11 protein-coding genes and 4 rRNA genes are annotated in these 22,610 nt (G+C 65.1%); 10 read left to right on the forward strand and 5 right to left on the reverse strand.

Going from position 1 to position 22,610, the window contains the following annotated elements; genetic code table 11:
• Window positions 1-8 precede the first annotated feature (8 nt).
• The 4 genes from BJY17_RS17095 to BJY17_RS17110 all read right to left on the reverse strand — a co-directional run bounded on the left by BJY17_RS17095 (window position 9) and on the right by BJY17_RS17110 (window position 4,291).
• Complete coding sequence (locus tag BJY17_RS17095; protein ID WP_179552431.1) at window positions 9-1,172, reverse strand: acyl-CoA dehydrogenase family protein; 1,164 nt, start codon at window positions 1,170-1,172, stop codon at window positions 9-11.
• A 9-nt stretch (window positions 1,173-1,181) separates the two neighbouring features.
• The gene (locus BJY17_RS17100; RefSeq protein ID WP_179552432.1) at window positions 1,182-2,123 is read right to left on the reverse strand and encodes a DUF4349 domain-containing protein; all 942 of its coding nucleotides are present in this window, start codon (window positions 2,121-2,123) and stop codon (window positions 1,182-1,184) included.
• Between the two features lie 88 nt (window positions 2,124-2,211).
• The gene (locus BJY17_RS17105; RefSeq protein ID WP_179552433.1) at window positions 2,212-3,045 is read right to left on the reverse strand and encodes an aldo/keto reductase; all 834 of its coding nucleotides are present in this window, start codon (window positions 3,043-3,045) and stop codon (window positions 2,212-2,214) included.
• 37 nt (window positions 3,046-3,082) lie between these two features.
• Window positions 3,083-4,291 carry an MFS transporter gene (locus BJY17_RS17110; protein ID WP_179552434.1) on the reverse strand — a complete coding sequence of 403 codons (1,209 nt, stop codon included), beginning with the start codon at window positions 4,289-4,291 and terminating at the stop codon, window positions 3,083-3,085.
• Between the two features lie 143 nt (window positions 4,292-4,434).
• Between BJY17_RS17110 and BJY17_RS17115 the strand changes: the two genes are divergently transcribed.
• Genes BJY17_RS17115 through BJY17_RS17125 form a run of 3 tightly spaced genes read left to right on the forward strand, consistent with a single transcriptional unit; the run spans window position 4,435 to window position 7,105 of the window.
• The gene (locus tag BJY17_RS17115; RefSeq protein ID WP_179552435.1) at window positions 4,435-5,328 is read left to right on the forward strand and encodes an ABC transporter substrate-binding protein; all 894 of its coding nucleotides are present in this window, start codon (window positions 4,435-4,437) and stop codon (window positions 5,326-5,328) included.
• 2 nt (window positions 5,329-5,330) lie between these two features.
• Complete coding sequence (locus BJY17_RS17120; RefSeq protein WP_179552436.1) at window positions 5,331-6,326, forward strand: amino acid ABC transporter permease; 996 nt, start codon at window positions 5,331-5,333, stop codon at window positions 6,324-6,326.
• Complete coding sequence (locus tag BJY17_RS17125) at window positions 6,323-7,105, forward strand: amino acid ABC transporter ATP-binding protein (protein WP_281371186.1); 783 nt, start codon at window positions 6,323-6,325, stop codon at window positions 7,103-7,105. Before BJY17_RS17120 ends, BJY17_RS17125 begins: the two co-directional genes overlap by 4 nt.
• Window positions 7,106-7,156: 51 nt before the next feature.
• On the opposite strand, the gene hrpA is transcribed toward BJY17_RS17125, so the two are convergent.
• Entirely contained in the window at window positions 7,157-11,140 is a 3,984-nt protein-coding gene (gene hrpA / locus BJY17_RS17130) for an ATP-dependent RNA helicase HrpA (RefSeq protein ID WP_322789883.1), read from the reverse strand.
• A gap of 283 nt (window positions 11,141-11,423) precedes the next feature.
• Between hrpA and BJY17_RS17135 the strand changes: the two genes are divergently transcribed.
• The 7 genes from BJY17_RS17135 to BJY17_RS17165 all read left to right on the forward strand — a co-directional run bounded on the left by BJY17_RS17135 (window position 11,424) and on the right by BJY17_RS17165 (window position 22,412).
• Window positions 11,424-12,236 carry a CPBP family intramembrane glutamic endopeptidase gene (locus BJY17_RS17135; RefSeq protein ID WP_179552438.1) on the forward strand — a complete coding sequence of 271 codons (813 nt, stop codon included), beginning with the start codon at window positions 11,424-11,426 and terminating at the stop codon, window positions 12,234-12,236.
• A gap of 47 nt (window positions 12,237-12,283) precedes the next feature.
• A complete protein-coding gene (locus tag BJY17_RS17140; protein ID WP_179552439.1) occupies window positions 12,284-13,066 on the forward strand; it encodes a DUF1684 domain-containing protein in 783 nt (260 codons plus the stop codon).
• Window positions 13,067-13,122: 56 nt separating this feature from the next.
• On the forward strand, window positions 13,123-13,953 hold the full coding sequence (locus BJY17_RS17145; RefSeq protein WP_179552440.1) for an aldo/keto reductase: 831 nt from the start codon (window positions 13,123-13,125) through the stop codon (window positions 13,951-13,953).
• 572 nt (window positions 13,954-14,525) lie between these two features.
• Window positions 14,526-16,053 (forward strand): 16S ribosomal RNA (locus tag BJY17_RS17150).
• Between the two features lie 471 nt (window positions 16,054-16,524).
• Window positions 16,525-19,631: ribosomal RNA gene (locus tag BJY17_RS17155) — 23S ribosomal RNA — on the forward strand.
• Between the two features lie 222 nt (window positions 19,632-19,853).
• A 5S ribosomal RNA gene (gene rrf / locus BJY17_RS17160) occupies window positions 19,854-19,970 on the forward strand.
• 914 nt (window positions 19,971-20,884) lie between these two features.
• A 16S ribosomal RNA gene (locus BJY17_RS17165) occupies window positions 20,885-22,412 on the forward strand.
• Together the 16S, 23S and 5S rRNA genes form the textbook arrangement of a ribosomal RNA operon.
• Window positions 22,413-22,610 lie beyond the last annotated feature (198 nt).

Here is a 22,610-nt window from a genome sequence, read left to right on the forward strand (position 1 = left end):
GGGCGGGCTCACGCTTCGATCGGACCGAGCCACGCGTTCGCGACCGTCGAATGGGCCGACTCGTCGTCGGACGGATGGAAGATGCCGGCGAGCACATCGCGGTAGAGGCGGCCGAGCTCTGAGCCCGCGAAGTACGTCGAGCCTCCCGAGACGCGCACGGCCTGGTCGACGACGTGCTTGGCCGTCTCGGTCGCCCGCACCTTGACCCCCACGAGCTTCGCGAACCAGAACGCGCCGTGGTCGACGAGCTCGTCGAGGTCGTGCGCGATCGCGAGGAGCTGCGGGGCGATGGCCTCCTGGGCGAGCGCTGCGTCGGCGATGCGCCAGCGGATGTCGGGGTCCTGCGAGAGCGGCGCGCCGCCGTTCTTCATCGAGGTGCGCCGGCGAGCCGCCACCACGGCGAGGTCGAGCGCACGGTCGCCGATGCCGGCGTACACCGAGGCGAGCAGCAGCTCGAAGTTCGCGAAGATGCCGAAGATGAGCGGGTCGGCGTTCGGCCCGGGGTCGAGCCGGCGCACGATGCGGTCGGATGCCGCGAACGCCCCGTCGAGCACGGTCGTGCGGCTCTGGCTCGCCCGCATGCCCATCGTGTCCCAGTCGTCGAGGATGCGCACGTCGGGGTCTTCGCGGTCGATGAAGCCGTAGACGAGCTTCGGCGCATCTGCCGAGACCGTGTCGAGGCCCATCGTGCCGAGTCGGGTCCAGGCGGGTGAGAGCGAGGTGAAGATCTTGCGGCCCGTGTACCGGTAGCCGCCGCCGGCCTGGGGCTCGGCGATCGTGCGCGAGCCGAAGAGCATGAGGTCGTTTCCGGCCTCGCTGATGCCGAACCCGAAGATCTCGCCGGCACCCGCCTCGCGCAGCACGAAGTCGAGCGAGTCGTCGCCGCGATCGCGCAGCACCTTGGCGACGCCGGTCCAGACGAGGTGCATGTTGACCGCGAGCGCCGTCGCGGGCGCGGCACCGGCGAGGCGCATCTGGCCGCGCACGGCGTCGGCGAACGTCCAGCCGAGGCCGCCCAGCTCGACGGGCACGAGGGCCGTCAGATAACCGACCTCGCGGAGTTCGGCGAGGTCCTCGTCGAAGAACGCGTTGTCGCGGTCGTACCGGGCGGCCCGCTCGCGGAAGCGTTCGAGCAGCTCGTCGTGCAGCAGGGTCTCAGGCGTCGTGCTCACGCCGCCAGACTACGCCTCGGGCGCCCGGTCATGCCCGGGCACGACCGGCGGCGCAGCTTCCGCCGGCGGCGAGGCCTGCGGGGCGACGGATGCCGCGGCATCCGCTCGCCGGGCCCGTCGCTGCCGTGACGACAGCACGACGATGCCGACGATGATCGCGGCGATCACGGCCGCGGCGAGGAGCCACGGCAGCAGCACGCCGATCGCGACGCTCAGCCATGACCCGAAGACGACGAGTGCTCCCCAGCCTGCGGCGAGGCCGCTCCAGAAGTCGCCGGGCACGGCGGCGGGCGCCTGGGCCTCGGTGCCGAGTGCGACGTCGAGGGTCGAGTAGTCGACCTGGTCGACGAGCGCGTCGCGTTGCTGGGTCAGGCTGTCGAGTTCGGCCTGCCGGGTCGTGAGCTCGGACTCGATCGAGATGAGGTCGGGGATCGAGGTCGCGGTGCCGAGGAGGTCGCGCAGGCGGTCGACCGAGGCGGTCAGCGCTTCGATGCGCGCGTCGAGGTCCTGGCGCTGCGCGGTCACATCGGAGGCGTCCATCGAGACCGAATTGACGGTGCCGAGCTCGCGGAGTTCCGCGACCACGTCGTCGAGCTCGTCGGCGGGAATGCGCAGCGTGAGGCTGGCGCTCGGCGTCTGGGTGTCGGTGCCGGGCGTCTCGTTGCGACGGTCGACCCGGCCGCCCGATGCCTCGGCGATGTCGGCGGCGGTCTGCGCCTCGGCGATCGGGTCGTCGACGGTGATCCAGATCCGGCCGGTCGTGATGACGCTGCGGTCGGCGTCGACCGCGGCGTCGCCGCCCTCGACCGACTGCGGCGCATCGGGCGCGACCTCCTCGACCATGCCGCCGGGCTCGCCCGTGGACGCGCCCTGGTCGGCTGAGCAGCCGGCGAGGAGGAGCACGATGAGCGCGGCCGCAACGGCGGCCGTCGGTGCGAGTCGTCGTCTCATGCGCTCACTGTACGGCCGGCCCGGAATGCGATGTCTGGATGCCGGCTGGGAGTCGGGTCACGATCGGATGTCGCTCCGGAGCCCCGTCTCAGTCGTCGTCGGGGTCGCGGCCGGTGCGCTCGCCGGTGTCGAGCGAGGCGATCGCCGCGAGGTCGTCGATGTCGAGCTCGAAGCCGAAGACGTCGAGGTTCTCGCGGATTCGTTCCGGGCGACTTGCCTTCGGGATCACGATGTTGCCGAGCTGCACGTGCCAGCGCAGCACGATCTGCGCAGGGCTCCGCCCGTGCTTGGCAGCCAGCTCGTCGAGCAGTGGCGTGCCGAGCACGCGGCCGCGTGCGAGCGGCGACCACGCCTCGGTGCGGATGCCGCGGGTCGCATCGAACTCGCGCAGCGCCGTCTGCGGCAGCCACGGATGCAGCTCGACCTGGTTCACGACGGGGGCCTCACCGGTCTCGGCGACGAGTCGTTCGATGTGGTGGGCGTGGAAGTTGGAGACGCCGATCGAGCGCACGCGACCCTCGTCGCGGATGCGGATGAGCGCACGCCAGGTGTCGACGTACCGGTCGGTCGACGGCACGGGCCAGTGGATGAGGAAGAGGTCGAGCCGATCGAGCGCGAACCGCCGCATCGATTCGTCGAAGGCGCGCAGCGCCCGGTCGTAGCCGTTGTCGTCCTTCCACACCTTGCTCGTCACGAAGAGCTCGTCGCGGGCGAGACCCGACGCTCGCACCGCCTCGCCGACCTCGCGTTCATTGCCGTAGAACGCCGCGGTGTCGAGGTGCCGGTAGCCCGCATCGATCGCGTCGAGGCAGAGGCCCGCGGCATCCGCTGCCGGCACCTTGTAGAGGCCGTAGCCGAGCTGCGGGATGCTCGAGCCGTCGGCGAGCGGCAGTCGCGGTGCTGCGGGAAGAGGTCGTGACATCCGGTGCTTCTCTCGATGGGGCTGCAGGGCGGGAGGGTCAGCTCGGCTGCGCCGGCACCGGCTCGGTGTCGGGGATCGGGCTGGCGTCGCGCCCGCGGAGGTCGGGATGCCAGCGCCGCCCGAGCAGTCCCACGAGGAAGCCGAGGAAGGCGAGCACCGCTGCGGCCCAGAAGGCGCCCTGCGGGCCGCTGCTGTCGATGAGGAAGCCCGCGAGCGCCGAGCCGAGGGCGGCGCCGATGAGCTGCCCGGTGCCGACCCATCCGTAGGCCTCGGCGGTGTCCGAGAACTTCACGCTCGCCGAGACGATCGCGAAGAGCACGGCGAGTGCCGGTGCGATGCCGATGCCGGCGATGAAGAGGGTGATCGAGAGCCACCAGAAGTCCATGAGGCCGGCTGCGAGCGCCGTGCCCGCGAACACGATGAACATGCGGCGGGCGGTCGCCCACGGCCCGATCGGCACATGGCCGAGGAAGAGGCCGCCGGCGAGGGAGCCCACAGCGAAGATCGCGAGCACGATGCCCGCCTCGGCGCCGCCGTGACCGAACACCGCGACGACGCCGGCCTCGATCGCCGCGGTGGCGCCGATCAGCAGGAAGCCCACGATGGTCGCGAGGAGCACTGCGGGGCGGCCGAGCACGGTGCCGAAGCGCCGTTTCGAACGAGGGATGCGCACCCGGCCGAGCTCGGGCGAGGAGATGAACCAGATGCCGCCGATGACCATGAGCACGGCGGCGAGCAGGATCGCCCAGACCGTGCCGATCTGGGTGGCCACGAACGTCGTGACCACGGGGCCGACGACCCAGATGATCTCCTGCGCCGAGGCGTCGAGCGAGAAGAGCGGCGTGAGCTGGCGGGAGTTCACCATCTTCGGGTAGATCGTGCGCACGGCGGGCTGCACCGGCGGGTTGGCCAATCCCGCGATGAGTCCCACCGCCATGTACAGGGGCACCGTGAGCGGCAGCAGCGCGATCGCGACGATCGCCGTGACGCAGACGGCGAGGGTCGCGATGAGCACGGGTCGCATGCCGAGCCGGCCCATGAGCCGGCTCGTGAGCGGGCCGGCGACGGCCTGGCCGATCGAGGTCGCCGCGAGCACGAGCCCGGCGGCTCCGTAGGAGCCCGTCTGCTGTTCGACGTGGAGCAGGAACGCGAGCGACAGCATGCCCGACGGGAAGCGCGCGGTCAGCTGGGCGGCGATGATACGAGCGACGCCCGAGGTTCTGAGCAGTTCGGAGTAGCTTCCCACGATGCGACCAACTCTATCGAGGGCCGGATCGTGATCTCGGAGCCGGATCCAGCGTGCCGCAGGTGACATATGCTCGGTCTGTAACGGCGCCGTGGCCAGAGTCTTGCGGCGTCGCCGATCATCGCAACGACAGAGGTTCTCCCATGCACTCCCGACGCCTGCTCATTCCGACCGTGGCCGCGGCCGCGGTCCTCCTCCTCTCCGGCTGTGTCGACAACACGACCGGTGGCGACGAGCCGAACACCGACTCCTCGGCCCCCACGATCGCGGTCGACGAGGCCGCCGCAGCACTGCTGCCCGCAGAGATCGTCGACTCCGGCAAGCTCGTCGTCGGCACCGATGCCGCCTACCCGCCCAACGAGTACAAGGACGACGCCGGCAACCCGATCGGGTGGGACGTCGACCTCGTCGAGGCCCTCGGCGCCAAGCTCGGCCTCGAGGTCGAGTACGAGATCGCCAGCTTCGACAAGATCATCCCGTCGATCACCGGCGGCACCATGGACATGGGGATGTCGAGCTTCACCGACAACGCCGAGCGCCAGAAGCAGGTCGACTTCGTCGACTACTACAACGCGGGCATCCTCTGGGCAGCCCCGGCCGGCAAGACCGTCGACCCCGACGACGCGTGCGGCCTGAAGGTCGCCGTGCAGGCCACGACCTACGAGCACACCGACGAGCTGCCCGCGAAGAGCCAGGCCTGCGTCGACGCCGGCAAGCCCGCGATCCAGATCACGCCGTTCGACACGCAGGATGCCGCGGCGAACGCCGTGGTGCTCGGCCAGGCCGACGCGATGAGCGCCGACTCGCCCGTCACGGGCTACGCGATCGCCCAGACCGACGGCAAGCTCGAAGCCGCCGGTGACGTCTTCGACGCGGCGCCCTACGGCTTCCCGGTTGAGAAGGGCTCCGAACTCGCCGCAGCCGTCCAGGCCGCGATGCAGTCGCTCGTCGACGACGGCACCTACGGCGACATCCTCGCCGAGTGGGGCGTCGAGTCCGGCGCCGTCGACACGATCGAGATCAACGCGGGCACCTGATCATGAGCGATCAGTCCTCCGGCCGGGCGGCGACGCCCGTGCCGGCGGGCGGCCCCGGGGCCGCCCCGGTGCCGACGAAGATCGTGCGGTTGCGTCATCCGTGGCGCATCGTCTTCGCGGTCCTGCTGCTCGCCGCCTTCGCCGTCTTCGTCATCGATGCCGCCCAGCGTGAGGCCTTCGACTGGCCGACCGTCGGCAAGTACCTGTTCGATCAGCGCATCTCGCAGGCAGCGGGGTACACCCTGCTCCTCACCGCGCTCTCGATGATCATCGGCGTCGTGCTCGGCATCATCCTCGCGGTCATGCGGCAGTCGCCGAACCCCGTGCTGAAGTCGATCGCGTGGGTCTGGCTCTGGATCTTCCGCGGCACTCCGGTGTACGTGCAGCTGGTCTTCTGGGGCCTGCTGTCGACGGTCTACACCACGATCGACCTCGGCGTGCCGTTCATGGAGGCGTGGGTCTCCTTCCCGACGGACGTGCTGTTCAACGCCTTCTGGCTGGCTGTCATCGGGCTCGCGCTGAACGAATCGGCGTACATGGCCGAGATCGTCCGTGCCGGCCTCCTCTCGGTCGACTCCGGGCAGCACGAGGCGGCGACGGCACTCGGCATGGGCTGGGGCACGACGATGCGTCGCATCGTGCTGCCGCAGGCGATGCGCGTGATCATCCCGCCGACCGGCAACGAGGTGATCTCGATGCTGAAGACGACCTCGCTCGTCTCGGCGATCCCGTTCACGCTCGAGCTGTACATGCGCCAGCGCGACATCGCGGCCGCGATCTTCGCACCGGTTCCGCTCCTGATCGTCGCGTCGATCTGGTACCTCGCGATCACCTCGGTGCTCATGGTCGGCCAGTACTTCCTCGAGAAGCGCTTCGCGCGCGGGGTCGGCGCTCGGCCCGACACGGGCCCGGGCGCGGTCACCGGCGCGATGGACGCCGTCGACGCCGAGATCGCCGCCACGGCGATCGCCGCAAAGCAGGGAGGAGACGCTCGATGAGCGACCAGACGACGGCTGAGAAGCCGATGGTGCTCGCCGAGCACGTCTCGAAGAGCTTCGGCTCCAACGAGGTGCTGAAGGACATCTCGCTCGAGGTCAAGCGCGGCGAGGTGCTCTGCCTCGTCGGCCCGTCGGGATCGGGCAAGTCGACGTTCCTGCGCTGCATCAACCACCTCGAGCAGGTCTCGGCGGGGCGGCTCTCGGTCGACGGCTCGCTCGTCGGCTACCGCGAGGTCGGCGACAAGCTGTACGAGATGCACCCGAAGGATGCCGCGAAGCAGCGTCGCGACATCGGCATGGTGTTCCAGCGGTTCAACCTGTTCCCCCACATGACGGCCCTCGAGAACGTCATGGAGGCCCCGACCCAGGTCAAGGGCGTCTCGAAGGCGCAGGCCAAGGCCCGTGCTCACGAGCTGCTCGCGCGCGTCGGCCTCGCCGAGCGCGCCGACTACTACCCGGCTCACCTCTCCGGGGGGCAGCAGCAGCGGGTCGCGATCGCCCGGGCGCTCGCGATGGATCCGAAGCTCATGCTCTTCGACGAGCCGACGTCGGCGCTCGACCCCGAGCTCGTCGGCGAGGTGCTCGACGTCATGAAGGAGCTCGCGAAGACCGGCATGACCATGATCGTCGTCACGCACGAGATGGGCTTCGCCCGCGAGGTGGCCGACACGCTCGTGTTCATGGACGGCGGCGTCGTCGTCGAGACCGGCGACCCGCGCGAGGTGCTCGCGAACCCGAAGCACGCGCGCACGCAGGCGTTCCTCTCGAAGGTGCTGTGATCCGGTCGGTCGGGCAGCGAGCGAAGCGCTCCGCTGCCCGACCGGCCCGGCTCAGCCCTGCAGCACCTTCGTGATGCGCTGGAGCGACACGCTCTCTGCTGCCCGCAGCTCCTGCGCGAAGAGGCTGATGCGCAGCTCCTCGATGAGCCAGCGTGCACGCACCACGTTCGCCGGGGCATCCGGTGCCAGCGGAATCGTGCCGCCCGCGTCGGCGAAGCGGGTGAGCGCCGTCTGCACCTCGTTCATCCACACCCGGTCACGGCCGGGGTTGTCGACGAGCTTGCCGACGCGCATCGTGACGCCCTCGAGGTAGCGCGGCACGTGCCGCAGGCGCTCGAGGCCGGTGCGCGAGACGAAGCCGGGGAAGACGAGACCGGCGAGCTGCTCCTTGGCGTCGCCGAGCGCGGGCAGCAGCGCCATGCTCGTCGCCGACTTCACCGCCTTCTCCGCCGTGCGGAGGGCGGTGAGCGTGCGCGCGACGAGACCGACGGTCTCGAACATCGTGTCCATGACGACGCCCGAGACACGGTCGCGCACGGTGTCGAACTCGAGCTTCGTGAAGAGCATGCCGTCGTCCTTCACGCGGTAGAGCACGTCGTTGACGCAGGCCACGAGGCAGTCGGCGAAGAGCGCGGTGGTGCTCGGGTACGGGCTCGTCGCGAGGACGAGCTTCTCGTTGCCCGTGAGGTGCTGCTGCACGTAGTTGACGGGTGAGGGCGTCGCGAGCATGAGCAGACGACGGATGCCGCCGGGCATCGCCCGCGCCTGCTCCTCGGGAGTCGCGAGCAGCCTGATGTTCACGGCGGCGCCGTCGTCGATGAGCGCCGGGTAGGCGCGCACGCGGTTGCCGCCGACGGTGGTGTCGACGAACCGGGGCAGCTCGGCGAAGTCCCAGCTGGTGAGACCGGTGCGCTCGATGCCGGCGCCCGGCGCCTCGCCTGCTGCGGCGATCGAGCCCGGCGTGACCGGCCCGTCGACCTGGCGCGGCCCTCGAGGCGCGCGCTCGCCGCGGGCGGGCGCCGAGAAGGTGTCGGCCACGGCGTCGCGGGCCCGGTCGGCGAGCTGCACCTGGAGCGCGCGGAGGTCCTTGCCGACGGCGAGCTGCTTTCCGCGGCCGTCGACGACCCGGAACGACATCTGCAGGTGCGGCGGAATCCGGTCGATCGCGAAGTCGGCGCCGGTGACCGGGGTGTGCGTGAGGCGCTTGATCACGGCGGCGACCTCGTCGGCGAACGACATGCCCGCCGGGGCATCCGCTTCGCCGAGCTCGGCGACGATCTTCGCCGCCCAGTCGTTCGCCGGCACGACGTTGCGGCGGATCACCTTCGGCAGCGCCTTGATCATCGCGGTGACGAGTTCGGTGCGGAGGCCGGGCACCTGCCGGTCGAACCCCTCGGGGCGCAGCCGCGCGAGCAGCACGAGCGGCACCTGCACGGTGACGCCGTCGTCGGATGCGCCGGGCTCGAAGCGATATCGCAGCGAGAGCGACTGGTCGTCCTGCTGCCAGCTCGGCGGGAACGCGTGCTCGTCGATCGCGGGCGCGTCCTCGGGGGCGAGCGCTTCGGCCGTCATCGTCAGCAGCTCGGGCGACTCCTGCTTCGCGGCGCGCCACCAGGTCTCGAAGAGACGGGTCGAGGTGACGTCGGTGGGGATGCGCGACTCGTAGAACTCGAAGACCGCCTCGTCGTCGAAGAGGATGTCGCGGCGACGGCTGCGCTCCTCGACGGCCTCGAGCTCGGCGCGCAGCTTGCGGTTCTTCCGGTCGAAGTCGAAGAGCCGGTCGCGGCGGATGTCGTTCGGCCAGTCGCCCTCGACGAGCGCGTGCCTGATGAAGAGTTCGCGGGCGTACGCCTGGTCGACGCGGGAGAGCTGGATGCGCCGGCGGGCGATGATCGGCACCCCGTAGAGCGTGACCTTCTCGTAGGCGACGGCCGAGCCCTGCCGCTTCTCCCAGTGCGGCTCGCTGTAGCTGCGCTTGAGGAGCGATCCCGCGAGCGGCTCCGCCCACGCCGGGTCGATCGCCGCGTTCATGCGTGCGAAGAGCCGGCTCGTCTCGACGAGCTCGGCGCTCATGATCGCGTCGGGCTGCTTCTTCGCGAGCGCGGAGCCCGGGAAGATCAGGAAGCGCGACTGCCGGGCGCCGAGGTACTCGCCCTTGGGCTTGCGCCCTCCGGATGCCGCGCCGCCGCGCGTGCCCGACTGGGTCGTGCTCGCGGGGGAGTCCTTCAGGCCGATGTGGCTGAGGAGGCCGGCGAGCAGCGACTTGTGGATCAGGTCGGCGTCGGGGGCTGCGCCGCCACCGGGGGTCTTGTCGTCGATCTCGAGTCCGAGTGGCCGGCTCATCTGGCGGAGCTGGCGGTAGACGTCGTTCCACTCGCGCACGCGCAGGTAGTTCAGGAACTCGTTCTTGCACATGCGCCGGAACGCGCTCGAACCGAGCTCGCGCTGCTGCGTCTCGAGGTGGTTCCAGAGGTTCAGCAGGGTGATGAAGTCGCTCGTCGGGTCGGCGAAGCGGGCGTGCTGCTCGTCGGCCTGCTGGCGCCGTTCGAGGGGGCGTTCGCGCGGGTCCTGGATCGTGAGTCCGGCGACGATCGCGAGCACCTCGCGGCTCACGCCGTGCTGCTTCGACTCCACGACCATGCGACCGAATCGGGGCTCGATCGGCAGTTTCGCGAGGGCGCGGCCGACCTTCGTGAGGCGGTTGCCCGCCGCTGCGCCCGAAGCGGCGTCGACGGCGCCGAGTTCGCGCAACAGCTCCACACCGTCTTTGATGCCGCGTGCGTCGGGCGGGGTGAGGAACGGGAACGCCTCGATGTCGCCGAGGCCGAGTGAGATCATCTGCAGGATGACCGCCGCGAGATTCGTGCGCAGCACCTCGGGCTCGGTGAACTCCGGACGCCGTGCGAAGTCCTCTTCGGAGTACAGGCGGATCGCGATGCCGTCGCTCGTGCGACCCGACCGGCCCGAGCGCTGGTTCGCCGAGGCCTGCGAGATCGCCTCGATCGGCAGCCGCTGCACCTTCGAGCGCACCGAGTAGCGGCTGATGCGCGCGGTGCCGGCGTCGATCACGTACTTGATGCCGGGCACCGTGAGGCTCGTCTCGGCGACGTTCGTCGCGAGCACGACGCGGCGGCGCACGCCGGCGACGGTCGAGGGCTGGAACACGCGGTGCTGGTCGGCCGCCGACAGGCGACCGTAGAGCGGCAGCACCTCGGTGACGGATGCCCCGCGGCTGGAGTAGTGGCCGCGCACGGCCTCCTCGGCGTCGCGGATCTCGTTCTCGCCCGAGAGGAACACCAGCACGTCGCCGCGCGATTCGCGGTCGAGTTCGTCGAGCGCCTCGATGATGCCCTGCAGGTAGTCCTTGTCGTCGGCTGGGGCTCGCCCGCCCGCCGACGGCGATTCGTCGGGGTCATCGCTCGCCGAGTCCTCCGCCACGAGCGGCCGATAGCGGATCTCGACCGGGTAGGTGCGGCCCGACACCTCGATGATGGGCGCCGGCTCGCCGGAAGCATCCGCGAAGTGCCTGGCGAAGCTCTCGGGGTCGATCGTCGCGCTCGTGACGATGACCTTCAGGTCGGGGCGCTTCGGCAGCAACTGCTTGAGGTAGCCGAGCAGGAAGTCGATGTTGAGGCTGCGCTCGTGGGCCTCGTCGATGATGATCGTGTCGTACCGGCGCAGCATCCGGTCGTGGTGCATCTCGTTCAGCAGGATGCCGTCGGTCATCAGCTTGATGCGGGTCGAGGCGCTCGCCTTGTCGGTGAACCGCACCTGGTAGCCGACGACCCCGCCGACCTCCTCGCCGAGCTCCTCGGCGATGCGCTCGGCGATCGTACGGGCGGCGAGCCGCCTCGGCTGGGTGTGGCCGATCGACTCCCGGCCGAGTTCGAGGCAGATCTTCGGCAGCTGCGTGGTCTTGCCCGAGCCGGTCGCGCCGGCGACGATGACGACCTGGTTCTCGCGGATGGCGCGCGCGATCTCCTCACGCTGCCGGGAGACGGGCAGCTCGGCGGGGTAGGTGATCGCGGCAAGCACAGCCCTCCATCGTATGCGGCGGGAACGTGGTCGTGGGAGAACTCCCTCATGTCGACCGAGGTCGGGCGCGTCTGAGCCCTGCCGTATCCGCATGCGGCGGGAACGTGGTCGTGGGAGAACTCCCTCATGTCGACCGAGGTCGGGCGCGTCTGAGCCCTGCCGTATCCGCATGCGGCGGGAACGGAGTCGTGGGAGAACTCCCTCATGTCGACCGAGGTCGGGCGCGTCTGAGCCCTGCCGTATCCGCATGCGGCGGGAACGGAGTCGTGGTAGAAACTCCCTCATGTCGACCGAGGTCGAGACGGCTGCGAGCCCTGCCGCGTCGCGCGTTCCCAGCGTCGCGGCGCTCGTCGGACTGCCGCTCCTGAGGGTCGCGCTCGTCGGCCTCGCGGCCGTCGCCACCTGGATCGCCGTGGCGCTGACAGCCGAGCCCGGGCCCTTCCCGCCCGGCATGCTCTTCGCCGCGGCCACGATGCTGCCGGTGAACGTGCTGTCGATCGTGCTCGTGCGCCGGGCGCTGCACCGCTCGGGGCAGCGAGCACGAGACCTCATCGACTTCTCGTGGCGACGACTCGGCCGCGACGTGCTGTGGGGGCTGCTCTGGCTCGCGGTGCTGTGGCTGCCGTTCATCCTCGCGGTCTTCGGCGTGATGTTCGCCCTCCACGGCGGCGCCGCGCTCGAGCACTTCGAGACGGTCTTCTACGACGCGGATGCCGCTCCGCCGCTGAACCGCGCCTGGCTCACCGTGCTCGCGGCCGTGTCGGTCGTGACCTTCGCCCCGCTGAACGCGCCCGCTGAAGAACTCATCTTCCGCGGCTATTCGCAGTGGGGGCTCGAGAAGCGGTGGCCTTCGTTCTGGGCGATCGTCGTGCCATCCGCGATCTTCGCGCTGCAGCACGTCTTCTACGCGGCGACCGCCGATGCCGTGCTCGTCTACCTCGCGGCGTTCTTCGTCTGGGGACTCGGCTCGGGCATCATCGTGCACTCCCAGCGGCGGCTGATGCCGATCATCGTCGCCCATGTGCTGGTCAACCTCATGACGAGCGCGCCGGCGCTCGTGCTGCTGTTCCTGCCCGACTCGGCGCTGGCCTCCTGAGGTCGCGCGATTCGGATCCGACCCGCTCGGCCGGTTACGGTGTCCGCATGGGTGAGCACGAGTTCGAGGCGGCGTTCCGCGAGTGGCAGCAGTCGCGCTGGCAGGCGGTCTCGGCGCCCCACGGCACGGCGGCGCTGCTCCACACCCACTGGCTCACGACCGAGCCGGGAGACTTCACCGGTGCGCCGGGCAGATGGCACGCCGAACCGGCGAGCGTCGTCGGGGCACTGCCGAGCGGCGCCGCGGTGCGGCTCGCGCCCGGCGAGGAGCTCGACCTCGACGGTGTGCGGCTGCGCGCCTTCGAGCGCGACGGCGCGCTCGCGCTGCGCGTCATCGATCCGGATGCCCCGAGCCGCACCTCGCTCGTCGCGATCGAGGCGTACCCGCCGACGCCGGAACGCGTCGTGACCGGCACGTTCATCCCGGCAGGCGACGACGCGACCCTCGACGTCACCTCGGTCGACGGTCATGAGTCGAACGACCGCCTCGGCGGCGTGATCGAGCTCGAGCTCGACGGCGTTGCCGTCGAGCTCACCGTCACACGCGACGATCACGGACTCTCGGCGGTGTTCGCCGATGCCACGAGCGGCGGCGAGAGCTACCGCTTCAGATTCCTCCGGGTGCCCGAGCCCGCCGCCGACGGCACGGTCGCCGTCGACTTCAACCGCGCCTACCTGCCGCCGTGCGCGTTCTCCGACGAGTACGTCTGCCCGCTGCCGCCGCTCGGCAACCGCTGGCCGGTCGCACTTCGCGCGGGGGAGCGGCTCGCCACGCGGCATCCGAAGCCCGAAGTCGACGCGATCGTCGACGGCGAGGCCGACGCCGCCTGATTCGCGGGCAGCGAACCGCACTGTCGACGGGCGGTGCACCCGTGGTGGGATGAAGCATGACTTCCGTTCCACGCATCCAGCTCAACGACGGCCACTCGATCCCGCAGCTCGGCTTCGGCGTCTTCAAGGTCGACCCCGTCGAGACGGTACGCATCGTCAGCGATGCGCTCGAGGTGGGATACCGCCACATCGACACCGCGCGCATCTACGGCAACGAGGCAGGGGTCGGCACCGCGCTCGCCGAATCGGGCATCGCGCGTGACGAGCTCTTCATCACCACGAAGCTCTGGAACACCGACCACGGCACGCAGTCGGCGTTCGACGCGTTCGACGCGAGCCTCGATCGGCTGGGCCTCGACTACGTCGACCTCTACCTGATCCACTGGCCGTCGCCGAAGGGCGGGCGGTACGTCGAGGCATGGAAGGCGCTCGAGCAGATCCGCGAGAGCGGGCGGGCGCGATCGATCGGCGTCTCGAACTTCCTCGTGCCGCACCTCGAGCGGCTGCTCGCCGAGACCGACGTGGTGCCGGCCGTCGACCAGATCGAGCTGCACCCTGCTCATCAGCAGCCGGCCACCGCTGCGTTCGCCGAGGAGCACGGCATCGCGATCGAGGCCTGGGGCCCGCTCGGCCAGGGCAAGTACCCGCTCTTCGACGTGCCCGAGATCGCGGATGCCGCCGAGGCGCATCGCAAGACCCCGGCACAGGTCGTCATCCGCTGGCACCTGCAGCGCGGCCACGTCGTCTTCCCGAAGTCGAACCGCCGCGAACGCATGGCTGAGAACTTCGACGTCTTCGACTTCGAGCTGAGCGACGCGGAGGTGGCGTCGATCACCGCGCTCGAGCGCGAGGGCCGGGTCGGTTCGCACCCCGACGACGTCGACTGACGGATGCCTCGGATCCCCGCACTTCAGCGCGACACGCCCGGGATGCGCCCCTGATTTGTCCGAGTGCGGGGATCCGCGTAAATTCTTACTCATCGCCACGGCGGTGCGGGAAGCGGCTGAGAGATCAGGACTTCCCGGCCGAGACGGCGAGATTCTTAGCCAAATAGCCTCGTAGTCGCATTGCGACTCGGTGATTTCAAGCCTAAGATGAAACCCCCACTTCAGAACGAACATGATCTCCGGGTCGTGTTCTTGTTGTGTGAACAACTGCTGTTTCAGTCCGAGTGATCGTCAGATCCGAGTGGCTGAGTGACATCGAGCGATCGATTCCGGCAAATGAAGTGGTACGGTAGGTAGGTTGCCCTGAGGGCAGGTCTTGAGACTGAAACTCGGGTGCGTCCGTTCCTTGAGAACTCAACAGCGTGCACTATGTTCAATGCCAAATTATTGAACCCCGACCTCACCGTTTGGTGGGGGGAGGATTCCTTTGGATTGATGGACAGTCAGTTTGATTGTTCTTTCAGTCAGAGATTGAAACTCTCAATGCCTCTTCGGGGGTGTTGGAACCATTTTTTTTGGAGAGTTTGATCCTGGCTCAGGACGAACGCTGGCGGCGTGCTTAACACATGCAAGTCGAACGATGAACCTGGAGCTTGCTCTGGGGGATTAGTGGCGAACGGGTGAGTAACACGTGAGTAACCTGCCCTGGACTCTGGGATAACCCCGAGAAATCGGAGCTAATACCGGATAGGACCTGGAACCGCATGGTTTTGGGTGGAAAGTTTTTTCGGTCTGGGATGGACTCGCGGCCTATCAGCTTGTTGGTGAGGTAATGGCTCACCAAGGCGTCGACGGGTAGCCGGCCTGAGAGGGTGACCGGCCACACTGGGACTGAGACACGGCCCAGACTCCTACGGGAGGCAGCAGTGGGGAATATTGCACAATGGGCGAAAGCCTGATGCAGCAACGCCGCGTGAGGGATGACGGCCTTCGGGTTGTAAACCTCTTTTAGTAGGGAAGAAGGGCTTCGGCTTGACGGTACCTGCAGAAAAAGCACCGGCTAACTACGTGCCAGCAGCCGCGGTAATACGTAGGGTGCGAGCGTTGTCCGGAATTATTGGGCGTAAAGAGCTCGTAGGCGGTTTGTCACGTCTGCTGTGAAATCCCGAGGCTCAACCTCGGGCCTGCAGTGGGTACGGGCAGACTGGAGTGCGGTAGGGGAGATTGGAATTCCTGGTGTAGCGGTGGAATGCGCAGATATCAGGAGGAACACCGATGGCGAAGGCAGATCTCTGGGCCGTAACTGACGCTGAGGAGCGAAAGCGTGGGGAGCGAACAGGATTAGATACCCTGGTAGTCCACGCCGTAAACGTTGGGCGCTAGATGTGGGGACCATTCCACGGTTTCCGTGTCGTAGCTAACGCATTAAGCGCCCCGCCTGGGGAGTACGGCCGCAAGGCTAAAACTCAAAGGAATTGACGGGGGCCCGCACAAGCGGCGGAGCATGCGGATTAATTCGATGCAACGCGAAGAACCTTACCAAGGCTTGACATATACGAGAACGCCGCAGAAATGTGGAACTCTTTGGACACTCGTATACAGGTGGTGCATGGTTGTCGTCAGCTCGTGTCGTGAGATGTTGGGTTAAGTCCCGCAACGAGCGCAACCCTCGTCGTATGTTGCCAGCACGTAATGGTGGGAACTCATATGAGACTGCCGGGGTCAACTCGGAGGAAGGTGGGGATGACGTCAAATCATCATGCCCCTTATGTCTTGGGCTTCACGCATGCTACAATGGCCGGTACAAAGGGCTGCGATGTCGTAAGGCGGAGCGAATCCCAAAAAGCCGGTCTCAGTTCGGATTGAGGTCTGCAACTCGACCTCATGAAGTCGGAGTCGCTAGTAATCGCAGATCAGCAACGCTGCGGTGAATACGTTCCCGGGCCTTGTACACACCGCCCGTCAAGTCATGAAAGTCGGTAACACCCGAAGCCGGTGGCCTAACCCTTGTGGAGGGAGCCGTCGAAGGTGGGATCGGTGATTAGGACTAAGTCGTAACAAGGTAGCCGTACCGGAAGGTGCGGCTGGATCACCTCCTTTCTAAGGAGCACTGGCCACTTTTGGTGGTCCAGGCATGCCAGATCAGACCGAACGTGTCTGCTGGCAGCTCATGGGTGGAACATTGACATAGGTGCTCGTCTGAATGGTTCAGACCTAGTACGCCGCTTCCTTCGGGGGGTGGTTGGAACGGTGGGGGCCGGCCGGTCGGGTGCATGCACGCTGTTGGGTCCTGAGGGGCCGGACAACTTCCCGCGCTTCGGCGTGGGGGTGATGGTTTCTTACAGACCTTCACGAAGCCGATGGGTTCTGATTCGGTGGGTGTGGGGGTTCTGGCCGTCTGTTGAGAACTACATAGTGGACGCGAGCATCTTAGAAACGGGACTTCGGTCCTGTTTCACAATAGGTGAGTCGCCAAGAGGTCGCCCTTCGGGGGGATCTTGTTGGCGTATTCACTGGTCAATTTCGCGGCATTGCCTTCGGGTGGTGTCGCACGATTCGATCTCATGTGATTTTCAAGTTTTTAAGAGCAAACGGTGGATGCCTTGGCATCTGGAGCCGAAGAAGGACGTCGTAATCTGCGATAAGCCTCGGGGAGCTGATAAACGAGCTGTGATCCGAGGATTTCCGAATGGGGAAACCCCGCCAGGCCCTTTGGGTGACCTGGTGACTCCCGCCTGAATATATAGGGCGGGTAGAGGGAACGTGGGGAAGTGAAACATCTCAGTACCCACAGGAAGAGAAAACAACCGTGATTCCGTTAGTAGTGGCGAGCGAACGCGGAAGAGGCTAAACCGAGCCATGTGTGATACCCGGCAGGGGTTGCATGGTCGGGGTTGTGGGACCTTTCGGACTGTACTGCCGTGCAGTCACGGTGACGCGTCAGGTATAGACGAACCGGATTGAAAGCCGGACCGGAGTGGGTGTGAGTCCCGTAGTCGAAATGCCTGGCGGCCCGGAGAGGTATCCCAAGTAGCGCGGGGCCCGAGAAATCCCGCGTGAATCTGTCAGGACCACCTGATAAGCCTAAATACTCCCAGATGACCGATAGCGGACAAGTACCGTGAGGGAAAGGTGAAAAGTACCCCGGGAGGGGAGTGAAATAGTACCTGAAACCGTTTGCTTACAAACCGTTGGAGCCTCCTTGTAGGGGTGACAGCGTGCCTTTTGAAGAATGAGCCTGCGAGTTAGTGATATGTGGCGAGGTTAACCCGTGAGGGGCAGCCGTAGCGAAAGCGAGTCTGAATAGGGCGATTCAGTCGCATGTCCTAGACCCGAAGCGAAGTGATCTATCCATGGCCAGGTTGAAGCGACGGTAAGACGTCGTGGAGGACCGAACCCACTTCAGTTGAAAATGGAGGGGATGAGCTGTGGATAGGGGTGAAAGGCCAATCAAACTTCGTGATAGCTGGTTCTCTCCGAAATGCATTTAGGTGCAGCGTTGCGTGTTTCTTGCCGGAGGTAGAGCTACTGGATGGCCGATGGGCCCCAAAAGGTTACTGACGTCAGCCAAACTCCGAATGCCGGTAAGTGAGAGCGCAGCAGTGAGACGGTGGGGGATAAGCTTCATCGTCGAGAGGGAAACAACCCAGACCACCAACTAAGGTCCCTAAGCGCGTGCTAAGTGGGAAAGGATGTGGAGTTGCACAGACAACCAGGAGGTTGGCTTAGAAGCAGCCACCCTTGAAAGAGTGCGTAATAGCTCACTGGTCAAGTGATTCCGCGCCGACAATGTAACGGGGCTCAAGCACGCCACCGAAGTTGTGGCATTGACATTAATGGTAGGCCTTCGTGGTCCAGCCGTGTTGATGGGTAGGAGAGCGTCGTGTGGGCAGTGAAGCGGCGGTGTGAACCAGCCGTGGAGGCCACACGAGTGAGAATGCAGGCATGAGTAGCGAAAGACGGGTGAGAAACCCGTCCTCCGGAAGACCAAGGGTTCCAGGGTCAAGCTAATCTGCCCTGGGTAAGTCGGGACCTAAGGCGAGGCCGACAGGCGTAGTCGATGGACAACGGGTTGATATTCCCGTACCGGCGAAGAACCGCCCACATGAAATCAGGAGTGCTAAGCATCCCAAGACGCGTGGATCCCTTCGGGGACGATCGTGAGGCGGCATGCGACCCCATCTGGTGGAGTGAGCGTATTAACAGGTGTGACGCAGGAAGGTAGCCCAACCCGGGCGATGGTTGACCCGGGGCAAGCGTGTAGGCCGAGCGATAGGCAAATCCGTCGCTCATGATGGCTGAGACGCGATGCGGATAAAAAGTGGGTGATCCTATGCTGCCAAGAAAAGCATCGACGCGAGGTTCCAGCCGCCCGTACCCCAAACCGACTCAGGTGGTCAGGTAGAGAATACTAAGGAGATCGAGAGAATCGTGGTTAAGGAACTCGGCAAAATGCCCCCGTAACTTCGGGAGAAGGGGGGCCTAAGGCGTGAATGGACTTGCTCCAGGAAGCGCTGCAGGGCCGCAGAGACCAGTGGGAAGCGACTGTTTACTAAAAACACAGGTCCGTGCTAAGTCGCAAGACGATGTATACGGACTGACGCCTGCCCGGTGCTGGAAGGTTAAGAGGACCGGTTAGCCGCAAGGCGAAGCTGAGAATTTAAGCCCCAGTAAACGGCGGTGGTAACTATAACCATCCTAAGGTAGCGAAATTCCTTGTCGGGTAAGTTCCGACCTGCACGAATGGCGTAACGACTTCCCAGCTGTCTCAACCGCGAACTCGGCGAAATTGCATTACGAGTAAAGATGCTCGTTACGCGCAGCAGGACGGAAAGACCCCGTGACCTTTACTACAGCTTGGTATTGGTGTTCGGTGTGGCTTGTGTAGGATAGGTGGGAGACTTTGAAGCTGGCACGCTAGTGTCGGTGGAGTCATTGTTGAAATACCACTCTGGTCACTCTGGATATCTAACTTCGAACCGTGATCCGGTTCAGGGACAGTGCCTGGTGGGTAGTTTAACTGGGGCGGTTGCCTCCCAAAAAGTAACGGAGGCGCCCAAAGGTTCCCTCAACCTGGTTGGCAATCAGGTGGCGAGTGTAAGTGCACAAGGGAGCTTGACTGTGAGACTGACAGGTCGAGCAGGGACGAAAGTCGGGACTAGTGATCCGGCAGTGGCTTGTGGAAGCGCTGTCGCTCAACGGATAAAAGGTACCTCGGGGATAACAGGCTGATCTTGCCCAAGAGTCCATATCGACGGCATGGTTTGGCACCTCGATGTCGGCTCGTCGCATCCTGGGGCTGGAGTAGGTCCCAAGGGTTGGGCTGTTCGCCCATTAAAGCGGTACGCGAGCTGGGTTTAGAACGTCGTGAGACAGTTCGGTCCCTATCCGCTGCGCGCGTAGGAAATTTGAGAGGATCTGACCCTAGTACGAGAGGACCGGGTTGGACGAACCTCTGGTGTGCCAGTTGTTCCGCCAGGAGCACCGCTGGTTAGCTACGTTCGGGATGGATAACCGCTGAAAGCATCTAAGCGGGAAGCCGGCCTCGAGATGAGATTTCCATACCCTTCGGGGTGAGAGGCTCCCAGCCAGACGACTGGGTTGATAGGCCGGATGTGGAAGACAGGACTAACGACTGTCGGAGCTGACCGGTACTAATAAGCCGATAACTTGATAATCACTACACTCACACACGTTTGAACATGTTCATGAAAAGGCCGTGTGAGTGGCCAAAGATACGCTCGCGTCCACTCTGTGGTTCCCTTCAGACGGAAACCCAACACATAATTCAACATTGTTGAACCCGCACCACCACACCCGCACGCGGGTGCAGGATGGTGCGGTCACCGAGACCACACACCCACCCCAACCCTGGTTGGCGGGCGAGGTGTGGCAAGAGTTTCGGCGGCCATAGCGCGAGGGAAACGCCCGGACACATTCCGAACCCGGAAGCTAAGACTCGCAGCGCCGATGGTACTGCAGGGGGGACCCTGTGGGAGAGTAGGACACCGCCGGACATTATTTCGAAGAGAGCCGCCCAAGGTTGGGCGGCTCTCTTTGGTTTAACACGCACAAGCAGCACACCCGAACTGCATCGCACGCGTGGACGAACGAACCACGAAAGGCCGCCCGAACGGGCGGCCTTTCTTCGTTGATGAGGCACCCGTTCACGGGTCACCGGCCACCGGTCACTGCGGCGAGCTCGAGCAGCCGGCCGGCGAACATGTCCCGCGCGGTTCCTCAACGACGCTGGTCAGGTCTCGCGTCGGAGTGCGCGGCCGGCGCGCAGTCGCTCGAGGGGAGTGTCGCTCGAGGAGGAGTGTCGCTCGAGGAGGAGTGTCGCTCGATGACGTGCGCATCGACGATGACGCCGCGACGCTCGAGGGTGGTGTTCGTCGACAAGTGGTGGTGGTGTTCGGCGCCCTGGTTGTTCGCTTCGGTGAGTGATCGGGGCTTCGTGCGTTCGCGTGCGTGTGCGGTGTGTTCGGGCGGTTCTAGGCGCGACACGCCCGGGATGTGTGTGGAGTTTGCGTGGGGTGGGGATTCCCCGTAATGTAATCACTCGTTGCCCCACAGGAGCGGATGAGCGGGACTGCTGAGTAAGCGTCTGGTTCTCCTCCTCAAGTGGCACGAAGATCCCAAACCAAGTTGTTTCTTCTTCTTGTGTTTGAAGCGTTCGGATGCGTCCTTTGGATGGCCGGATGAGAACGAAAAGCTCCGGTGGTTCGAATCTGTTGTGGTTCGGTTGTCGGGTGCGTCCGTTCCTTGAGAACTCAACAGCGTGCACTATGTTCAATGCCAAATTATTGAACCCCGACCTCACCGTTTGGTGGGGGGAGGATTCCTTTGGATTGATGGACAGTCAGTTTGATTGTTCTTTCAGTCAGAGATTGAAACTCTCAATGCCTCTTCGGGGGTGTTGGAACCATTTTTTTTGGAGAGTTTGATCCTGGCTCAGGACGAACGCTGGCGGCGTGCTTAACACATGCAAGTCGAACGATGAACCTGGAGCTTGCTCTGGGGGATTAGTGGCGAACGGGTGAGTAACACGTGAGTAACCTGCCCTGGACTCTGGGATAACCCCGAGAAATCGGAGCTAATACCGGATAGGACCTGGAACCGCATGGTTTTGGGTGGAAAGTTTTTTCGGTCTGGGATGGACTCGCGGCCTATCAGCTTGTTGGTGAGGTAATGGCTCACCAAGGCGTCGACGGGTAGCCGGCCTGAGAGGGTGACCGGCCACACTGGGACTGAGACACGGCCCAGACTCCTACGGGAGGCAGCAGTGGGGAATATTGCACAATGGGCGAAAGCCTGATGCAGCAACGCCGCGTGAGGGATGACGGCCTTCGGGTTGTAAACCTCTTTTAGTAGGGAAGAAGGGCTTCGGCTTGACGGTACCTGCAGAAAAAGCACCGGCTAACTACGTGCCAGCAGCCGCGGTAATACGTAGGGTGCGAGCGTTGTCCGGAATTATTGGGCGTAAAGAGCTCGTAGGCGGTTTGTCACGTCTGCTGTGAAATCCCGAGGCTCAACCTCGGGCCTGCAGTGGGTACGGGCAGACTGGAGTGCGGTAGGGGAGATTGGAATTCCTGGTGTAGCGGTGGAATGCGCAGATATCAGGAGGAACACCGATGGCGAAGGCAGATCTCTGGGCCGTAACTGACGCTGAGGAGCGAAAGCGTGGGGAGCGAACAGGATTAGATACCCTGGTAGTCCACGCCGTAAACGTTGGGCGCTAGATGTGGGGACCATTCCACGGTTTCCGTGTCGTAGCTAACGCATTAAGCGCCCCGCCTGGGGAGTACGGCCGCAAGGCTAAAACTCAAAGGAATTGACGGGGGCCCGCACAAGCGGCGGAGCATGCGGATTAATTCGATGCAACGCGAAGAACCTTACCAAGGCTTGACATATACGAGAACGCCGCAGAAATGTGGAACTCTTTGGACACTCGTATACAGGTGGTGCATGGTTGTCGTCAGCTCGTGTCGTGAGATGTTGGGTTAAGTCCCGCAACGAGCGCAACCCTCGTCGTATGTTGCCAGCACGTAATGGTGGGAACTCATATGAGACTGCCGGGGTCAACTCGGAGGAAGGTGGGGATGACGTCAAATCATCATGCCCCTTATGTCTTGGGCTTCACGCATGCTACAATGGCCGGTACAAAGGGCTGCGATGTCGTAAGGCGGAGCGAATCCCAAAAAGCCGGTCTCAGTTCGGATTGAGGTCTGCAACTCGACCTCATGAAGTCGGAGTCGCTAGTAATCGCAGATCAGCAACGCTGCGGTGAATACGTTCCCGGGCCTTGTACACACCGCCCGTCAAGTCATGAAAGTCGGTAACACCCGAAGCCGGTGGCCTAACCCTTGTGGAGGGAGCCGTCGAAGGTGGGATCGGTGATTAGGACTAAGTCGTAACAAGGTAGCCGTACCGGAAGGTGCGGCTGGATCACCTCCTTTCTAAGGAGCACTGGCCACTTTTGGTGGTCCAGGCATGCCAGATCAGACCGAACGTGTCTGCTGGCAGCTCATGGGTGGAACATTGACATAGGTGCTCGTCTGAATGGTTCAGACCTAGTACGCCGCTTCCTTCGGGGGGTGGTTGGAACGGTGGGGGCCGGCCGGTCGGGTGCATGCACGCTGTTGGGTCCTGAGGGG

This window comes from Agromyces hippuratus (assembly GCF_013410355.1).
GTDB lineage: Bacteria > Actinomycetota > Actinomycetes > Actinomycetales > Microbacteriaceae > Agromyces > Agromyces hippuratus.